This is a genomic window from Actinopolyspora lacussalsi (genome assembly GCA_030803735.1).
In the GTDB taxonomy this organism is placed as follows: Bacteria; Actinomycetota; Actinomycetes; order Mycobacteriales; family Pseudonocardiaceae; genus Actinopolyspora; species Actinopolyspora lacussalsi.
Map to the genome: position 1 here is coordinate 49715 of JAURUC010000001.1, position 16453 is coordinate 66167.

The 16453-nt window shown below is 67.3% G+C and carries 18 protein-coding genes and 2 tRNA genes; 16 read left to right on the top strand and 4 right to left on the bottom strand.

The window, feature by feature from the left end:
• Positions 1-32 precede the first annotated feature (32 nt).
• A complete protein-coding gene (locus J2S53_RS00220; RefSeq protein ID WP_456239247.1) occupies positions 33-515 on the bottom strand; it encodes a DUF4190 domain-containing protein in 483 nt (160 codons plus the stop codon).
• Between the two features lie 356 nt (positions 516-871).
• Here J2S53_RS00220 and J2S53_RS00225 point away from each other — a divergent pair, with 356 nt between their 5' ends.
• From J2S53_RS00225 to J2S53_RS00245, 5 genes are all read left to right on the top strand, one after another.
• Positions 872-1285, top strand: coding sequence for a DUF2752 domain-containing protein (locus J2S53_RS00225; RefSeq protein ID WP_456239248.1), 414 nt, complete (start codon positions 872-874; stop codon positions 1283-1285).
• A 26-nt stretch (positions 1286-1311) separates the two neighbouring features.
• Positions 1312-2220: a DNA repair protein RecO gene (recO, locus tag J2S53_RS00230; protein WP_456239249.1), complete on the top strand. Its 909-nt coding sequence runs from the start codon at positions 1312-1314 to the stop codon at positions 2218-2220.
• A gap of 29 nt (positions 2221-2249) precedes the next feature.
• Positions 2250-2825: a GNAT family N-acetyltransferase gene (locus J2S53_RS00235; RefSeq protein ID WP_456239250.1), complete on the top strand. Its 576-nt coding sequence runs from the start codon at positions 2250-2252 to the stop codon at positions 2823-2825.
• Between the two features lie 73 nt (positions 2826-2898).
• Entirely contained in the window at positions 2899-3744 is an 846-nt protein-coding gene (locus tag J2S53_RS00240) for an isoprenyl transferase (RefSeq protein ID WP_092975413.1), read from the top strand.
• The gene (locus J2S53_RS00245; RefSeq protein WP_456239251.1) at positions 3744-4193 is read left to right on the top strand and encodes a hypothetical protein; all 450 of its coding nucleotides are present in this window, start codon (positions 3744-3746) and stop codon (positions 4191-4193) included. Before J2S53_RS00240 ends, J2S53_RS00245 begins: the two co-directional genes overlap by 1 nt.
• A 149-nt stretch (positions 4194-4342) precedes the next feature.
• Here the strand turns inward: J2S53_RS00245 and J2S53_RS00250 are convergent, their stop codons facing one another.
• Together J2S53_RS00250 and J2S53_RS00255 are read right to left on the bottom strand one after the other, a co-directional pair.
• Positions 4343-4759 (bottom strand): Fur family transcriptional regulator, encoded by a 417-nt coding sequence (locus J2S53_RS00250; protein WP_130466720.1) that lies wholly within the window; start codon positions 4757-4759, stop codon positions 4343-4345.
• Positions 4760-4875: 116 nt separating this feature from the next.
• On the bottom strand, positions 4876-5253 hold the full coding sequence (locus J2S53_RS00255) for an ArsR/SmtB family transcription factor (RefSeq protein WP_456239252.1): 378 nt from the start codon (positions 5251-5253) through the stop codon (positions 4876-4878).
• A gap of 353 nt (positions 5254-5606) precedes the next feature.
• Between J2S53_RS00255 and J2S53_RS00260 the strand changes: the two genes are divergently transcribed.
• From J2S53_RS00260 to J2S53_RS00280, 5 genes are all read left to right on the top strand, one after another.
• Positions 5607-6992, top strand: coding sequence for a glycine--tRNA ligase (locus J2S53_RS00260; protein WP_092976217.1), 1386 nt, complete (start codon positions 5607-5609; stop codon positions 6990-6992).
• A gap of 39 nt (positions 6993-7031) precedes the next feature.
• Entirely contained in the window at positions 7032-7697 is a 666-nt protein-coding gene (locus J2S53_RS00265; RefSeq protein ID WP_456239253.1) for a YdcF family protein, read from the top strand.
• Positions 7698-7778: 81 nt separating this feature from the next.
• Entirely contained in the window at positions 7779-9071 is a 1293-nt protein-coding gene (locus J2S53_RS00270; protein WP_456239254.1) for a deoxyguanosinetriphosphate triphosphohydrolase, read from the top strand.
• Positions 9072-9203: 132 nt separating this feature from the next.
• Complete coding sequence (locus J2S53_RS00275) at positions 9204-9398, top strand: hypothetical protein (RefSeq protein WP_092923398.1); 195 nt, start codon at positions 9204-9206, stop codon at positions 9396-9398.
• Between the two features lie 165 nt (positions 9399-9563).
• Positions 9564-10682: a serpin family protein gene (locus J2S53_RS00280; RefSeq protein ID WP_456239255.1), complete on the top strand. Its 1119-nt coding sequence runs from the start codon at positions 9564-9566 to the stop codon at positions 10680-10682.
• A gap of 11 nt (positions 10683-10693) precedes the next feature.
• Here the strand turns inward: J2S53_RS00280 and sigJ are convergent, their stop codons facing one another.
• Positions 10694-11692, bottom strand: coding sequence for an RNA polymerase sigma factor SigJ (sigJ, locus tag J2S53_RS00285; protein WP_456239256.1), 999 nt, complete (start codon positions 11690-11692; stop codon positions 10694-10696).
• A 187-nt stretch (positions 11693-11879) separates the two neighbouring features.
• Between sigJ and dnaG the strand changes: the two genes are divergently transcribed.
• The 6 genes from dnaG to J2S53_RS00315 all read left to right on the top strand — a co-directional run bounded on the left by dnaG (position 11880) and on the right by J2S53_RS00315 (position 16399).
• The gene (gene dnaG, locus J2S53_RS00290; protein WP_456239257.1) at positions 11880-13781 is read left to right on the top strand and encodes a DNA primase; all 1902 of its coding nucleotides are present in this window, start codon (positions 11880-11882) and stop codon (positions 13779-13781) included.
• The gene (locus J2S53_RS00295) at positions 13778-14326 is read left to right on the top strand and encodes a hypothetical protein (RefSeq protein ID WP_456239258.1); all 549 of its coding nucleotides are present in this window, start codon (positions 13778-13780) and stop codon (positions 14324-14326) included. The genes dnaG and J2S53_RS00295 overlap by 4 nt, the downstream gene beginning before the upstream one ends.
• An 80-nt stretch (positions 14327-14406) precedes the next feature.
• Complete coding sequence (locus J2S53_RS00300) at positions 14407-15168, top strand: trans-aconitate 2-methyltransferase (protein WP_456239259.1); 762 nt, start codon at positions 14407-14409, stop codon at positions 15166-15168.
• A gap of 108 nt (positions 15169-15276) precedes the next feature.
• Positions 15277-15348 (top strand) — tRNA-Asn (locus J2S53_RS00305).
• 593 nt (positions 15349-15941) lie between these two features.
• Positions 15942-16154, top strand: a complete 213-nt coding sequence (locus J2S53_RS00310) for a hypothetical protein (protein WP_092975383.1) — start codon at positions 15942-15944, stop codon at positions 16152-16154.
• A 167-nt stretch (positions 16155-16321) separates the two neighbouring features.
• A tRNA-Ile gene (locus tag J2S53_RS00315) sits at positions 16322-16399 on the top strand.
• Positions 16400-16453 lie beyond the last annotated feature (54 nt).

Here is a 16453-nt window from a genome sequence, read left to right on the forward strand (position 1 = left end):
TGTTGCTCCTGACGCGAGTGGTGCTCTCCGCGCTACGCGTTTGTCGCTATCAACGGCATGGTGGCGATGCCGAGCAAGATCAGCGGCACGATCGCCAGGAGCACCAGCCCGAGCACGCAGTAGCCGACCGCCAGCCCGGCCGTGGCCATGCCGTCTCCCTCGGTCCCGTCGCGCCGGATCTGTTTCTTGGCCACGTGCCCGAACACTACGCCCAGGATCGCCGGTATGAGCCCCAGTCCCCACATGCATGTCAACAGGATGCTCGACAGCGAGAGCACCATCGAGGTGATCGCCATTCCGTTGTTCCGGGGAGGCTGCGCAGTGAGATAAACCGGTCCGCCCGGCTGGGCCGGCGGGTACTGCTGATACTGGGGGTGCTGCTGGTACTGCGGGTACGGTTGGCCCGGCTGGTAACCGGGATAACCAGCACCGCCGTACGACCCCTGGTAGGGATGGGGAAAGCCACCGCTGTCCGACGGCGGACTGTGCGGATTCTGATCGTACGGATCGCTCATGCTGCTCCTTCCGGGTTGTCGGCAAGATCCAACCACGCCGGACGACCGAAGTGACGCACCGTTCCCAACCGGCTGAGCCGTGGGTACGACCTGCTCGGTCGGCGTCGGCAGTGAATTCTCGTCCGCCGGGGTAGTACGGATTCGATGCGGCACCCCACCCTTGCGGTTCCTCGCCGTGGGAGAAATCGTGCGGTACGAGAACCGTACCGAGGCGCTTCTCCCGCGAGTGCCCCGAAATCGTAAGCGGGGGAGCCCTTCGTGCCCCACGGTCGTGGCGCGAGCCGGACTCCCGCGCGTTCGCCGGACATCGAGGTGGGACAAGCGTGCCCAGCTCGGGGACTCGTCGGAGGTGATTCTTGGGGACCGGATCCGCGGCCCGTCGATTCGGGCCGTTCCGTACGCTTTCGGTGGCCGTCGGGCTCGGCGTCCTCGCCGCGGTGTTGCTGATCTCACCCGTGGAGCCGCCGTGCCCGTTCAAGATGCTGGGACTGGACGGCCCCATGTGCGGGGGCACCCGCATGCTCCGGGCGTTGCTGGCGGGTGATCCGTTGCTCGCCCTGGAATTCAACGCCTTCGTACTGTTGGTGTTGTCCCCGGTGGCGCTGTCCTTGTTCGTGGCGGCGGCACGTTTCGAGCTGGGCAGAACACGGCGGATCTGGCCCGCGGGCCGCGGCGGGTCGACGTGCGCGTACCTGCTGGGGGCGGGGCTGCTGCTGTGGACGATCCTCCGCAACATTCCCGTTCCGCCCCTGACGACGCTGTCCACCTGAGTCCCCCGTGATGGGATGATGCGAACGTGAGCCTGTATCGGGATGTCGGTGTCGTGCTGCGCGTGGGCAAGCTCGGCGAGGCCGACCGGATCGTCACACTGCTGACCCGGCGGTACGGCAAGGTGCGCGCCGTGGCCAAGGGGGTGCGTCGCACCGGTTCCCGGTTCGGCGCCAGGCTGGAACCGTTCGCACACGTGGATGTCCAGCTGCACACCGGAAGAACGCTCGATGTGATCACCCAGGTGCAGACCCTGGACGCCTTCGGGATGGGGATAGTCGGTGACTACCGGCGCTACACCACGGCCTGCGCCGCGTTGGAGACCGTCGACCGCATCGTCGCGGAGGAACGCGAACCGGTGCTGCGCGTGTACCTGCTCACCGTCGGAGCGTTGCGCGCCTTCAGCGGCAGAGACCGGGATCCCTCGTTGGTGCTGGACTCCTTCGTGCTGCGGGCCATGGCGTTCGCCGGATGGTCACCGGCGCTGGGCGAATGCGCCCGTTGCGGTCTCGCCGGGCCACACCCGGCGTTCAGCGTGGCCGCGGGAGGCACTGTCTGCGCCGAGTGCAGACCCACGGGTGCGGTTCGTCCGGCCGCCACGACGATCCGACTGCTGAACGCCCTGCTCAACGGCGAGTGGGCAGTGGCGGAGGAGTCCGGTGAGTCCGTGCGCGGTGAGGCCAGCGGGTTGGTCGCCGCTCACCTGCAATGGCATCTGGAGCACCGGTTGCGGTCGTTGCCCCTGGTCGAGCGGCACGCGGCGGCTGATCCAGAGGTGCGTGAGCACGAGTCGCCGAATCCCGTGCCCGAGCTCATCCGGCAACGCGCGAGCGGGGTCGAGGACTCGGTCGAGCGCGACACTCCGACCGGGGCTGCCCAGTCGGCCCATTCCGGATCGGCCCAGCCCGATTCCGTCACCGGGTCGGGGGATTCGTGATAGTCCGTCCCTGTCGTCCCGAGGATGCCGTGGCGGTACGTCGGATCTGTGTGGCTACGGGGGACGCGGGGGAGCACTCGCGTCACATCCTGCGTGACCCGGAGCTGATGGCCCACGTTTTCGCGGGGCCCTATCTCGCCCTGCAACCGCGACTGTGTTTTCTGGCCGAGATCTCGGGACAACCGCTCGGTTATGCGGTGGCGGCGCTGGACTCGACCGAGTTCTACCACCGCTGGCAGCGGGAGTGGACCCCGGCGTTCGCGGCCAGTCATCCGCTCACCGGTGCCGAGGAACGATCCGACGACGCCGACGAGCACTTGCGGCTGTTGCTGCATCGACCGCTGCGAATGCTGTTGCCGGACTCGGGGAGCTATCCTTCGCACCTGCATATCAACGTGCTTTCCGGAGCCCGCCGTAGCGGACTGGGTGCGGCGCTGCTGCGCACACTGTTCACCGCGCTGGAACAGGCCGGTTCCCCGGGGGTGCAGCTCGGTGTGCGGGCCACCAATGCCGCCGCTCACGCGTTCTACCGTGCGATGGGGATGACACGCCTGCCGTTGGACGACGGCCCCGCCATCCGGTTCGGCCGACCACTGGGCGGGTAGTGCCGTCGCGTTCGCGAGAATGGGAGACGGTTCGGGAAGGACTCGGCCCAGCGACCACGAAGGGGACCCATCGATGCTGCGACGCCGCGGGCGGGACAGGGAAGCGCCGAACGTACGGGCGCCCGACCCGCATCCCTCCGGAGCACAACCCCCCTCACTTCCACCGGAGCTGGTGCCCAACCACGTCGCCGTGGTCATGGACGGCAATGGCAGGTGGGCGAACGAGCGCGGTCTGCCGCGTATCGAGGGGCACAAACGCGGTGAGGCGGTGGTCCTGGAACTGACGCGCGGGGCGATCCAGCTGGGGGTGCAGTGGCTGTCGCTGTACGCCTTCTCCACCGAGAACTGGAAACGCAGCCCCGATGAGGTCAAGTTCCTGATGGGCTTCAACCGGGACGTGATCCACCGCAGGGTGGACGAGCTCGACGAACTCGGTGTACGGGTGCGTTGGGCGGGTCGGCGTCCCAAACTCTGGCGCAGTGTCGTCGACGAGCTGCGGGCCGCGGAGCGGCGTACCGCCGAGAACCAGGTCATGAACCTGACGATGTGCGTCAACTACGGCGGGCGCGCGGAGATCGGCGACTCGGCACGTGAGATCGCCAGGCTCGCCGCGGCGGGCAAGATCAATCCGGACAAGGTGGACCAGCGTACGGTGGCACGCCACCTGTACCAGCCCCAGATGCCGGATGTGGATTTGTTCATCCGTCCCTCCGGGGAACGCCGCACCTCCAACTTCATGCTCTGGCAGTCCGCCTATGCCGAGATGGTCTTTCAGGACACGCTGTTCCCGGACGTGGACCGCACTCACTTCTGGGACGCCTGCGCCGCTTACGCGCGCCGTGATCGTCGATTCGGCGGTGCGGTGGACCGAACCGAGCCGGATTCGAGCTCGGCCGAGCCCGATGGGGAGCAACATTGATGTCGAGTGAAGCCGCCGGGACGGCCGATCTGCTGACAGTGGCCAAACGCGCGCTGGAGAACTACTACGAGGTACGGGTCGACGACGACGGCGCGCTGACCTTCCTGCACTCCGGTACGCCGTGCGCGTTGCAGGCGATGCGCCTCGCCGAGGGGCTGACCGTGCTGAGTCTGACCTGCGTAATCGCCTGGGACCTGCCCCAGGAGGACGCGATAGCTCGATGGGTGGCCGAACGCGCCGGCCAGGGCATGTTCGGCACGCTCGGTGTGGTGCGCACCGAGGGTGGAACGGATCTCACGCTGCGCTATGCGTTCCCCGCGGACGGGATGGCGGAGGAGCCGTTGGCCACGTTGCTGATGCTCGTGATTTCCGGCGGGTCGCAGCTGCGGGGGGAACTCGCCGAGGCGTTCGGTTCCGAGGTTGTGGCCGGGTTCGGCGATCCCGGCTGAACGGGACCTCGTTCCGGTGGCGGGGTTCCTCGAACCGGTGGCGGAGAGCACGGGCCCGACCAGTGAGCTCTCCGGGGGCCGTGTGGCCGTTCGTGACTCCGGTTCCCGGCATGTTCCGTGACGGGCGGGTGTCGCTCGCCCGGTGGATATCAGACTCCGCACTCGGAGCAGGTGCCGATTATCTCGACGGTGTGATCCACCTCGGAGAAGCCGTGCTCGGTGGCGATCCGTTCCGCCCAGTCCTCCACCGGGGGGTCCGCCACCTCGACCGTTCTGCCGCAGTACCGGCAGACCAGGTGATGGTGGTGGTCGGTGGAGCACTTCCGGTAGACGGCTTCCCCGGAGTCACTGCGAAGTACGTCGATCTCACCCGCGTCGGCCAGCGACTGCAGCGTGCGGTAGACGGTTGTCAGTCCGATACCTTCGCCGCGGTTCCGCAGCTGCTCGTGCAGTTCCTGCGCGGAGCGGAAATCGTCGATCTCGCTGAGTAGACGCGACACCGCGGCCCGCTGCTTGGTGGACCGCAGACCCGGGATCGCGGCCGAGGGACGCTCGCTGGAGGTCACGCTTTCTCCGTCTTCTGCTCGGGTGTGTGTACGGGGTTGTGAGTGGATTCTCGTTCTCGCGTGCGGAGCCCCGCTCAGGGGAGGTCGACGATCCCTCGGTCGAATCGTGTCATCGACTAGGGCGCGTTCACCGTGGAGGCGTTCTCGTCCTCCGAACCCTCTTCCGCGTGGGCTACGGCGTCCACGACTATGTGCGCCAGATGGTCGTCCACCAGCCGGTAGACCACCTCGCGCCCGTTGCGGCGGCCACGCACCACACCAGCCGTTTTCAGCACCCGGAGATGTTGGCTGATGAGCGGCTGGGCCACGCCGAGCGCGTCGACGAGTTCGTGCACACAGCGTTCGCCGACGCGCAGTTGCAGCACGATGGCGATCCGCACCGGCGCCGCCAGTGCCCGCAGCAACTCACCCGCCTCGGTAAGGGTCTCCGGGTCACCGGCGGGGACCGTGGCCGGTTCGGCTCGTTCGCCGGAGTGCTCTTCGTCGTTGCGCATGAGAGGTGATCAGCGGCACTACCACGTGATGACCGACCGCCCGCCGGTCACGGCGGTACGAGTCCTCCGAGGCACACGCGGCGCAGTGTCGTGGCCGAAGGGGTCCTTTCGTCGCCTCGTCGCGAGTTGGTCGCGGAACACCGTCCATCCTACGGGCGTCGTCCACTTCGGCGGGCGCAGCCGAGGTCGCGGGTGTCGGCACTGCGGGGTGGGGCCGCGCCGCCCGCGATGCTGCCTCGGTACGCTGGGAAACTCACCGTCGGGAATCCGCGGGACCAGCCCGGCCGACTCGTCGAGTACCGAACCGACTTCCGGCCGGAGCCCGAGCAACCAGCGACAAGCGTGGAGTGAGCGTGCCCACCGACCAGATCGAAACGATCGTGAATCTGTGCAAGCGTCGTGGCTTCGTCTACCCGAGCGGCGAAATTTACGGCGGTACCCGGTCGGCATGGGATTACGGGCCGCTCGGGGTGGAGCTCAAGGACAACATCAAGCGCCAGTGGTGGCGCAGCATGGTGCAGGGGCGGGACGACGTCGTCGGCCTGGACTCCTCGGTCATCCTGCCGCGCGAGGTATGGGAAGCGTCCGGGCACGTGCAGGAGTTCGTGGATCCGTTGGTCGAGTGCACCGCCTGTCACCACCGGCACCGTTCCGACCAGCTCGCCGAGGAGTACGCCGAGCGTACCGGCAAGGACGTCGACGACAGCGACCTCTCCGAGGTGCCCTGCCCGAACTGCGGGAACCGCGGCCAGTTCACCGAGCCGAAGATGTTCAACGGCCTGCTCAAGACCTTCCTGGGTCCTGTCGACTCGGAGGAGGGGCTGCACTACCTGCGCCCGGAGACGGCTCAGGGCATCTTCGTCAACTTCCTGAACGTGATGACCACGGCGCGCAAGAAACCGCCGTTCGGGATCGGCCAGGTCGGCAAGTCGTTCCGCAACGAGGTGACCCCCGGAAACTTCATCTTCCGCACCCGCGAGTTCGAGCAGATGGAGATGGAGTTCTTCGTCGAGCCGGGTGAGGACGAGTCCTGGCACGAGTACTGGATCGCCAACCGCACCGAGTGGTACACCGGGCTCGGCATCGATCCGAACAACATCCGCCATTACGAGCACCCCAAGGAAAAGCTCTCGCACTACTCCAAGCGGACCGTCGACATCGAGTACCGCTTCGGCTTCAGCGGCAGCGAGTGGGGTGAGCTGGAGGGCGTCGCGAACCGGACGGACTTCGACCTGACCACCCACTCCAATCATTCCGGCGTGGACCTGTCGTACTTCGACCAGACCAGCAACTCCCGCTACCGTCCCTACGTGATCGAGCCCGCGGCCGGGCTCGGCAGGCCGATGATGGCCTTCCTGGTCGACGCCTACCGCGAGGACGAGGCCCCCAACGCCAAGGGCGGGGTGGACAAGCGCGTCGTGCTCAAGCTCGACCGCAGGCTGGCGCCGATCAAGGTCGCGGTGCTGCCGCTGTCGCGGAACGCCGATCTCTCCCCGAAGGCGCGGGACGTCGCGGCCACGCTGCGCCGCAACTGGAACATCGACTTCGACGACGCGGGTGCCATCGGAAGGCGCTACCGCAGGCACGACGAGATCGGTACCCCGTTCTGCGTCACGGTCGACTTCGACTCGCTGTCCGATCACGCGGTTACGGTGCGCGAACGCGACACGATGGAGCAGGAGCGGGTGGCCATCGACAAGCTGGAGGCGTACCTGGCGGCTCGCCTGGTCGGCTGCTGATCCCGGGGCTCGCGCGTCGTCGGTGGCGGATCTGCAACGATGCGTGACGTGACCCATCACCCCGAAACCGGCCGGACGCGGCGCCGTGGGCGCATCACCGTCTGGATCGGCAGAGCATTCCTCGGTGCGCTGCTGGTCGCCTCGCTGGTGCTCGGTGGTACCGCTTTCCGGGTCTGGCAGGTAGCGCTCGTCGATCATCGGCGCAGCGCCGACATGATCGTGGTTCTCGGGGCCGCGCAGTACAACGGGGACCCCTCCCCGGTGTTGCGCAGCAGGCTGGAGCACGCGCTGGAGCTCTATCGGAGTGGGCTCTCCGAGCACATCGTCACTGTCGGCGGTAACCAGGCCGGTGACAACTACACGGAGGCCCAGGCGGGCAGCATGTGGTTGATCGAGCAAGGGGTGCCGCCGGGAGCCGTGGTGGAGGCCGAGGTCGGCAGCGACACGCTGCGCAGCATCCGTGCCGTCTCCGAGGTCGCCGAGCGCCGCGACTGGGACTCGGCGCTGATCGTCAGCGACCCCTGGCACTCCTGGCGGTGTCGGACCATGGCCGAGGACCAGGGGTTGCGGGCCATGGTCTCGCCGACCAGGAGCGGCCCGACCGAGGACGTGCGGACCGCCTACATCCTGCGCGAGGCGGCCGCGATGTTGTTCTACCGCCTCATGCACGCCTCGGCGGACGTCACCGGATACGGACTCGGGTAGCGGTAGGAGTTCATCGGCCCACCGCCGACGCGCTGACTCGTTCGCGGCGTGTTGTCGGATCCGTTCCGTAGGCTGTGGTCGATGTCCGCACTCCGGCCGCCGGGCTACGCCGAGCACGACTCACAGCGGCTGGTCGACGAGTCCCCCAAGGTCTCCGAGTCGGCCGGCGGGGAGCCGCTGCCGCGTGCGCCCTTCGCACGTGATCGTGCGCGCGTGCTGCACTCGGCAGCGTTGCGTCGTCTCGCGGGCAAGACTCAGGTGATGGGGCCCGGTGAGGGTGATGTCCCCCGGACGAGGCTCACCCATTCCCTGGAGGTCGCACAGATCGGTCGCGCCATCGCGGTGGAGCTGGGAACCGACCCCGACGTGGTGGACACCGCCGGGTTGGCCCATGACATCGGTCATCCGCCGTTCGGCCACAACGGGGAAGACGCGCTCGCGGAGCTCGCGGCGGACTGCGGTGGTTTCGAGGGCAACGCACAGACGTTGCGGATCCTGACCAGACTCGAACCCAAGCTGGTGGCTCCGGACGGTACCGAGTGCGGTCTCAATCTCACCCGTGCCTGCCTGGACGCCGCCACGAAATACCCGTGGCCGCTGTCGCACGACGGATACGGCAAGTTCGGGGTCTACGAGTCGGACTCGGCCGTGTTCCGGTGGCTGCGACTGGGAGCGCCTTCCCGCGCGCGTTGTCTGGAGGCCCAGATCATGGACTGGGCCGACGACGTCGCCTATTCGGTGCACGACTTGGAGGACGGGGTGCACACCGGGCGGATCGCACCGCGGGCTCTGTTGGATCCCGAGGAACGTGGGGAGATCCTGCGTATCGCGGACAAGTACTTCCGTGGGCAGCGACCGCTGGACACCGGATCGTTGGAGGCGGCGGCTTTCGAACTGGTGGCGAACCCCGCTCTCGCGGCCGTGCTCGACTACGACGGTTCGGTCACCGCGCAGGTGGCGCTCAAGCGGCTGACCAGTGAGCTGGTGGGACGGTTCGTCGCCGCGGCGGTACGAGCCACCAGGTCGGAGTTCGGGACCGGTCCGCTGACGCGTTACGCGGCCGATCTGGTGGTGCCGGAAGAGGTGGCCGCCGAGGTGGCGGTACTCAAGGCCATGGCACTGCGTTACGTCATGAGCGATCCGGAGCGGCTGCGGCTGCAGGAGTCCCAGCGTCGGATCCTCACCGAGTTGGTCAATGTGCTGGCGCGGGCCGCTCCTGCCTCGTTGACTCCGGCGGCGCGGGTCGCCTGGGAGGCCGCCTCCGACGACCGCGGGCGACTGCGTGCCTTGCTCGATCAGGTGGCCTCGTTCACCGACGCCCAAGCGGTGTCCTGGCATGCACATTGGGTGACTAAAACCGGTTATTCAGTGTGACCTATGTCAGACAAGGCAGCGTAAAACGCATCTGTTGGTGCACGCTAATACGCAGCGTGATTTTTACTGGTCATGATTCCAACTTTCGTGTGAAAATTTGCGGCAGTCCCCGATAAGCCGCCAGGAGCCCCGATGTCCAACGACGTGAACCGGCATCACATCCAGAAGGTCGTCGTCGACGGCGAGCCCTACATCAACTCGGACAATGTCGCCGACTGGGTGACGGATCTGCGCTGGCAGGATCCCGCCGCCGAACGCGCGGCCGGCTACATCGCCCAGGAGCTCCGCCTGATGGGGCTGGCCGACATCGAGGAGACGCTGGGGTAATCGAGGAGACGCTGGGGTAGTAGCCTCCCGCGGCCTCTTCGCCGCTTCGGCCGCCCGACGGTCGGACTCGGCGGAATCCCTCCGAAAGCTCGCCCGGTACGGCCTCTCACTGGCAGACTCGCCTCCGGTAAAGCCTCGCGAGACCGATCGGAGTACCGCGTCGTGGTGAACACCGAGTTGCGATTCCTGTGGTGGCTGCACCGGCGGCTCGCCCCCGACCCCCGTGAGAACCACTGCTGGTCCCCGTACTCGGTGACGACGGCACTGGGGCTGCTCGCGGAGATCACGCGGGGACGGACCCGCGCCGAGGTCGTCGAGGCCCTGGGGACGGATCCGGCGGAGCCGGAGTTCGTCGAATCGCTGAACGCGGCAGCGCGTCCCGAGGCCGAATCCCGGGACAGCGTCGAATCCCGGGACAGCGTCGCCCTCGCGGTCGCCAACCGGCTGTGGGCCGACGAGCGGCTACCGCTCGAAACGGACTCCCCGGCGGCACTCGAACAGCGGTTCGGCGCGGGGATTCGCACCGCCCCGTTCCGGGACGCCCCGGAACGGACACGGGAGCGGATCAACCAGGACGTGGCGGACGTGACCCGGCAGTTGATCCCCGAGCTGGTCAAACCGGGAGCGGTGAACTCGGACACGGTCGCGGCGCTGGTCAACGCGCTGTACCTGAAGGCGCCGTGGCAGGAGGTCTTCGATCCGAACGAGACGAGATCCGGTTCGTTCCTTACTCCGGCAGGGGAACAACCTGTCTCACTCATGCGTGTGAGCGCTCGACTCGGCTACGCCCATCATCACGGTTGGCGGGTCGTTCGGGCGGGACTGGAGGGAGGCTTCGACGCGTTCGTGCTGTTGCCCGACGCGGAGCTGGCCACCGCGGAACCGGCGCTCGACCATGACACGCTGCTCCGGCTGCTCGAAGCGGTCGAGGAGTGTCCGGTCGAACTCCGGTTGCCGCGCTTCGCCGTGTCCGGTTCCGGCGAGCTGGACGATCCGCTGGCGGCCTTGGGAGTGCGCCGGGCATTCACGCCCGCCGCGGACTTCGCGCCCCTGACTCCGCGGCCGCTGCGGGTATCCACCGCGCTGCACGAGGCCGTGCTACGGGTCGACGAGCACGGTGTGGAAGGAGCGGCCGCCACCGCGGTGATGATGCGGTTGACCTCGTTGTTCGACGATCCCGTGCGAGTACGGGTGGATCGGCCGTTCCTGTTCCTGCTCCGTCACCGGCAGAGCGGGTTCGTTCACTTCCTGGCAAGGATCACCGACCCCGGTGGGCCTCGCTGAGCCCGGGGGCCTCACCAACTCCGGCGTGACTCGCTCATCCCGCCGGTTTCGACCGCCGACAGCGGCTCAGCCGTAGGGGGCGAGCACGAGATCCTGGTCAGTTTGTCCGGGTTGACGATGTCGTGGATCTCCGCGACACACCCGTCGCGTACGGCGAACCCCACCACGCGCACCGCCGCCGAATCGCGGAAGACGTCCCCGCTAGAGGTTCCGGGAAGCAGCAACCCCGGATCCCCGTTGACCAGTACCGATCGAACGTTCGACGGAGTGGGGGACGGGTACTTGCGCATCAGGCTGAGCAGGAAACGGGTTACCTTGTCCCGCCCGTGGACCGGTCGCAACGCGGTGCGGGCCTTGCCGTCGCTGTCGCCGTGCACGCTCACGTGCGGGTGAAGCAACCGTGCCAGCCGCCACTCGTCCCCCGACGCGAGCGCGGCGAGCATCGCCTCGACGAGTTCGTGCTGCTCGGTGGCGGGCACGCGGCGGGGTGGCCGTGCCTCGTTCATGACTCGCCGTGCGCGGGAGGCGTACTGCCCGGCGGTCGTGGCCGTGCAGCCGAGCATTCCGGCTATCTCCTCGAACGGAACCTCGAAGTTCTCGTGCAGCACCAGTGCGATCCGTTGTTCCGGAGTGAGTTGCTGCAGTACCCGCAACGCCGCCATGCGCACGTCCTCGGCGCGGGTGATCCGCTCCAGCGGGTCCGTGGTTCGTGCCGGTACTTCCAGCGTGACTATCGGTTCGGGCAGCCACGGGCCGACGTAGTGCTCCCGGCGCGCCGCCCCCGACAGCGCACGATCCACCGCCAGTTCCCCCACCGCGCCGCTCAGCCCGTCCTCCGGGCAGTGAGCGGGCGAGTCCGCCACGTCTCCGCCTCCGGCGAACCGCACGCGCGCCTGCCGCAGCACCGCCTCCGCGTCGGTGATGCTGCCGGTGAGTCGATAGGCGAGACCGAGCAGCCGCGCGTGCCGACTGCCCGACTCCGCAGTGAAAGCTTCCTCCACCGATCGCACACCGCGATTGTGCCCGAACAATCCACTGTTGCCCTGCTGAGAAACCTTTTCGGTTGTGCGCCGTGCCGCCGAGGCCGACCGGGGTGCGGGCGACACCAGACGGTTCGAGCCGCTGTCGAACGTCGCATCATCCCGGTGCGACGCGACCGTCACCTCTCCCGTGAGCGCGTGCATCTAGACTGGGCTCGTGGCGGGACGAATCCGGGAAAGCGACATCGCCGAAGTACGCGAGAGCAACCGGATCGACGATGTCGTCGGTGAGTACGTCGCGTTGCGCCGTTCCGGCGGGGACGCGTTCAAGGGGCTGTGCCCGTTCCACGACGAGAAGACTCCCTCCTTCAACGTGCGCGCCAATCACGGGACCTTCCACTGCTTCGGATGCGGTGAGGGCGGCGATGTCATCGCCTTCCTGATGAAGACCGAGCACCTCGGTTTCGTCGAGTCGGTGGAGCGGCTCGCGGACCGTTCCGGCGTAAGACTGCGCTACGAGGACGGCAACCCGACGAGTCGTCGCGAACCCGGCACCAGAGTCCGGCTCGTGGAGGCCAACCGACTCGCGGCCGCCTTCTACGCCGAGCGGCTGCGTTCCGAGGAGGCGCGCCAGGCCCGCGAGTTCCTCACCGAACGGAGGTTCGGAGAGGAAGCGGCCACCAGATTCGGCTGCGGTTTCGCCCCGAGCGGCTGGGACCGGTTGACCAAGTACCTACTCAACCAGGGATTCGAGGCCGAGGAGCTCTACAAGGCGGGGCTGTCCAGGGAAGGCAGGCACGGCCCCATGGATCGGTTCCACCGCCGGTTGCTCTGGCCGTTGAAGGATCTCGGTGGCGATGTGGTCGGCTTCGGGGCGCGGCGGATCTTCGACGACGATCCGATCGAGGCCAAGTACATCAACACCCCCGCCACCCCGATCTTCAACAAGTCACAGGTGCTGTTCGGCATCGACCTCGCGAAACGCGAGATAGCCAAGCGCCACCAGACCGTGGTGGTGGAGGGCTACACGGACGTGATGGCGATGCACCTCGCCGGGGTTCCCACGGCTGTCGCCTCCTGCGGCACCGCCTTCGGTGACGAGCACATCTCCGTGCTGCGTCGGCTGATGATGGACGACGACACCTTCCGCGGAGAGGTCATCTACACCTTCGACGGTGACGAGGCGGGACAGAACGCGGCGCTGAAGGCGTTCGACGGCGAGCAGCGGTTCGCCGCGCAGACCTATGTCGCCATCACACCGGGAGGGGAGGACCCCTGCGAGTTGCGACAGCGCGGCGGGGACGCCGCGGTGCGTGATCTGGTCGCGCGGCGACGTCCGCTCTTCGAGTTCGCCATCCGCAGCCTGCTCGACGGCTACGACCTCGACTCGGTGGACGGCCGGGTCGCCGCGCTCCGGCGCACCGTACCGCTGGTGGCGCGTATCAAGGATCCCGCGAGCAGGGACGGCTACGCCGTGCAGCTCTCCGGCTGGACCGGTTGGAACGACGAGAACCAGGTGGTACGCCGGGTGCGGGAGTACTCCGGCGAGACCGCGAACGGGAACCGTCGGGGGAAGAAGCAGCGGCGTGCCGACCCCGAGTCGGAACCGGCCGGGGAACGGTTGCCGGAACGTCCCCCACGACACGATCAGCTGCGCTGGTCGCAGCGGGAGGCCCTGAAGGCCGCGCTGCAGATGCCCGCCCTGGCGGGACCGGTGTACGACTCGCTGCCGGAAGAGGCATTCACCGAGTCCGGTTATGCGAAGCTGCACACCGCACTGCTCAAGGCGGGCGGCACCCAGTCGGGGCTGTCCGGCTCGATCCTGGTGGAAGCGGTGCGGACGCAGTGCCCCGACGAGGGTTCCACCAGGCTGCTCTCCCAGCTCGCGGTGGAGACGCCGGATACCAAGTCCGAGCAGGACCACCGCTACGTGGGTGGGGTGCTCGCCAGGCTCCGCGAGCGGATGGTGGCCCGCCAGATCGACGAGATCAAGTCGCGGGTCCAGCGGTTGTCGCCGCTGGAGAACGCCGAGGAATACCACGCGCTGTTCGGTGACCTGGTGGCGCTGGAGCAGTATCACAGATCGTTGCAGCAACAGGCCGCGGACGGTGTCGTATGACTTCGTTGCTCAGACGTGTGCGTGCGCTGTTGACCGGTGCGCACGAATTGCCCACGGGGTTCGACGGCGAGTTGGCGGGCGAGGAGCGTGTGCTGGCCACCGCGAGCGGGACGCACGGGCCGCTGGTGGCCACCAACCACGGGCTGTGGCTACCGGAGGAATCCGGTGCGCGTCGGGTCGGCTGGCACCTGCTGAGCCATGTGCGCTGGCAGGACGGGGTTATCGGGATCGTCGAGGCCGAGGAGTGGCAGTGGGTCGACGGCGCGGTGCTCCTCCGGGACCGACCTCGTCGTGATTTCCGACTGAACGCCGCGGGCAAGCTGCCGGACGTGGTGCACAGCAGGGTGACGCGCTCCATCCGATCCACCCAGTACCGCGAACTCCCCGACGTGGGCGGGGCGCGGTTCGTGCGTCGCGGTGTTCCCGGGCGGGACGGCACGGTACTGCAGGTAAGGGCCGATCCGGGGACGGACGAGGCCGCTCTGGTCGAGTACACGCGGGAAGTGGCACGTCGGCTGGAGAGCGTGGCCGAAAACGGCGAGTGAGCCCCGCCGTTCGGTGTTTCGCGGCTCGGCGCGAGTGGATACAGTACGTTCGTACTGTTCCTTCTCGGTCGGAGCCGTGAATGTGGAACCCGGGAACGTATCTGGCTTTCGCCGAGCAGCGTGAGCGACCGATGCGCGATCTGCTCGCGAGAATGCTCATCCCCTCGGCGCGGCGCGTGGTCGATCTGGGGTGTGGTGCGGGAAACCTCACCCCGTTGCTGACCGAGCGCTGGCCCGGCGCCGAGGTGGAGGCACTGGACTCCTCGCCCGAGATGGTCGCCGCCGCCGTGCGGTCCGGAGTCCCCGCCGAGATCGCCGACATCCGGGAGTGGATGCCGAGATCCGATACCGATGTGGTCGTCTGCAACGCGGTGTTGCACTGGATTCCGGGCCATCTCGAACTGGTCGAGAGATGGCTGTCCCGACTCCCACCGGGAGCCTGCTTCGGGATGCAGCTTCCCGGTAACTTCGCCGCTCCGGCGCACCGGATCTGCTACCAGCTCGCCGCGGAACCGGAGTGGCGATCCGAGATCGGGGAGGTTCCGCGTGATCCGAACCGGGTATCCGGACCCGTCGAGTACGCGGAGGCGTTGGCCGATCTCGACGTGGCGATCGACGCCTGGGAAACGACCTATGTCCATCGGCTCCACGGCGAGGACCCCGTCCTGGCCTGGTTGGCCGGAACCGCGCTGCGCCCGATCCACGCCCTGCTCGACGATCACCGTTGGCGGCGTTTCACCGCGGAACTCGCCCCACGGCTGCGGGAGGCCTACCCGCCCCGCGCGGACGGATCAACCTGGTTGCCCTTTCGGCGGATCTTCCTGGTCGCTCACCGAAATTGAGCTTCTGGCCAGGTGTTTCCGCACAAGGGGGAGGGGGTGTTCGAAGGCTTCGCGGTATGCGCTAGAGTTGTTGTTGTCAGCGCGACGGCGTTGCGGAAAACAAAACATTCCTCCGTAGCTCAATGGCAGAGCATTCGGCTGTTAACCGAAAGGTTGCTGGTTCGAGTCCAGCCGGGGGAGCAGGTAAAGCCCGATCCGTTCACCGGATTCGGGCTTTTTTCGTCGATCGTCCCGATGTTGCCGCGTATCGCGTCGAATGTGCGTCACGACACATTGCGGCTGGATTGGGAGTCCGTTCGGAATGCTGTCGTGAATCACCCGTTCGATCTTCTCGATAGTTCCGATCACGCACGGTACGATGGCAGCGGATACCGGCAGTCGAAGCCCGAGGTTCTTCGAGTGCGCCATCGAGCCGCTTCGCTGCGTCCGGTGGAGCCGCATTGGGTCCGGTGGAGCCGCGTGCCGTCCCGGCGCGTGGTGTCCCTGAACGGCCAAGACCGACATTTCACCTGAAGGTGTGGTTTGGTGTCGGCGAGGTCAGGCTCCGGTAACGATCCATGCTCCGTTGGCGATCATCGGAGTGTACGGAAAACGCCGTACTCCATGTTTGTGCAGCTCAAGGCTTCATAGTGCGATCATGGTCGATTTTCGGCCCTCGGTAGGCTGAAAACGCGATCGAATTCGTTGCCGCTGATACACAACGCGGTTCCGCCGCTCTTCGTCCCCGGGACGGCGGAATATGACAGGGGATCGCAGAGGACGGGGGAGATATCATGTCCGCACCTGGTATCGGTAAGAACCCTAGGCAGCTGTCCATGCCGGATCTTTCGGCTGTGACGCGGCTGCCCAAACCATTGAAAGCGATGGTTTACCTGGTCATGCTCGCGGTGCTGACCGTCGCTGGAGTCGGGGCGCTGCTGGCCAGCATCGTCGTCGTCGGCCAGCTGACCGGATCATTCGACATCGCGACCTTCATCGCTCGCTGAGAACGGGCTCGCTGAGAACGGGCTCGCTGTGAGCGGACCAGTGTTCGACAACGCCGGGTCGGTGCACCGCCGTGGTGCGCCGACCCTTTTCGTCCCGGTGGTACCGTCCGGCCGACCCTGCGGTCATACTGGAGGACGTGGCCGGTATGATCGGCAGCGTCCGTAACGGGGCGGTAGCTCAGCAGGTCAGAGCAGCGAACTCATAATTCGTCTTGTCGTGGGTTCAAGTCCCACCCGTCCCACCAACATCCCAGCGCAGCGAGACGTGGGGAGATCCAACCAAGATCGTCCCCACATCT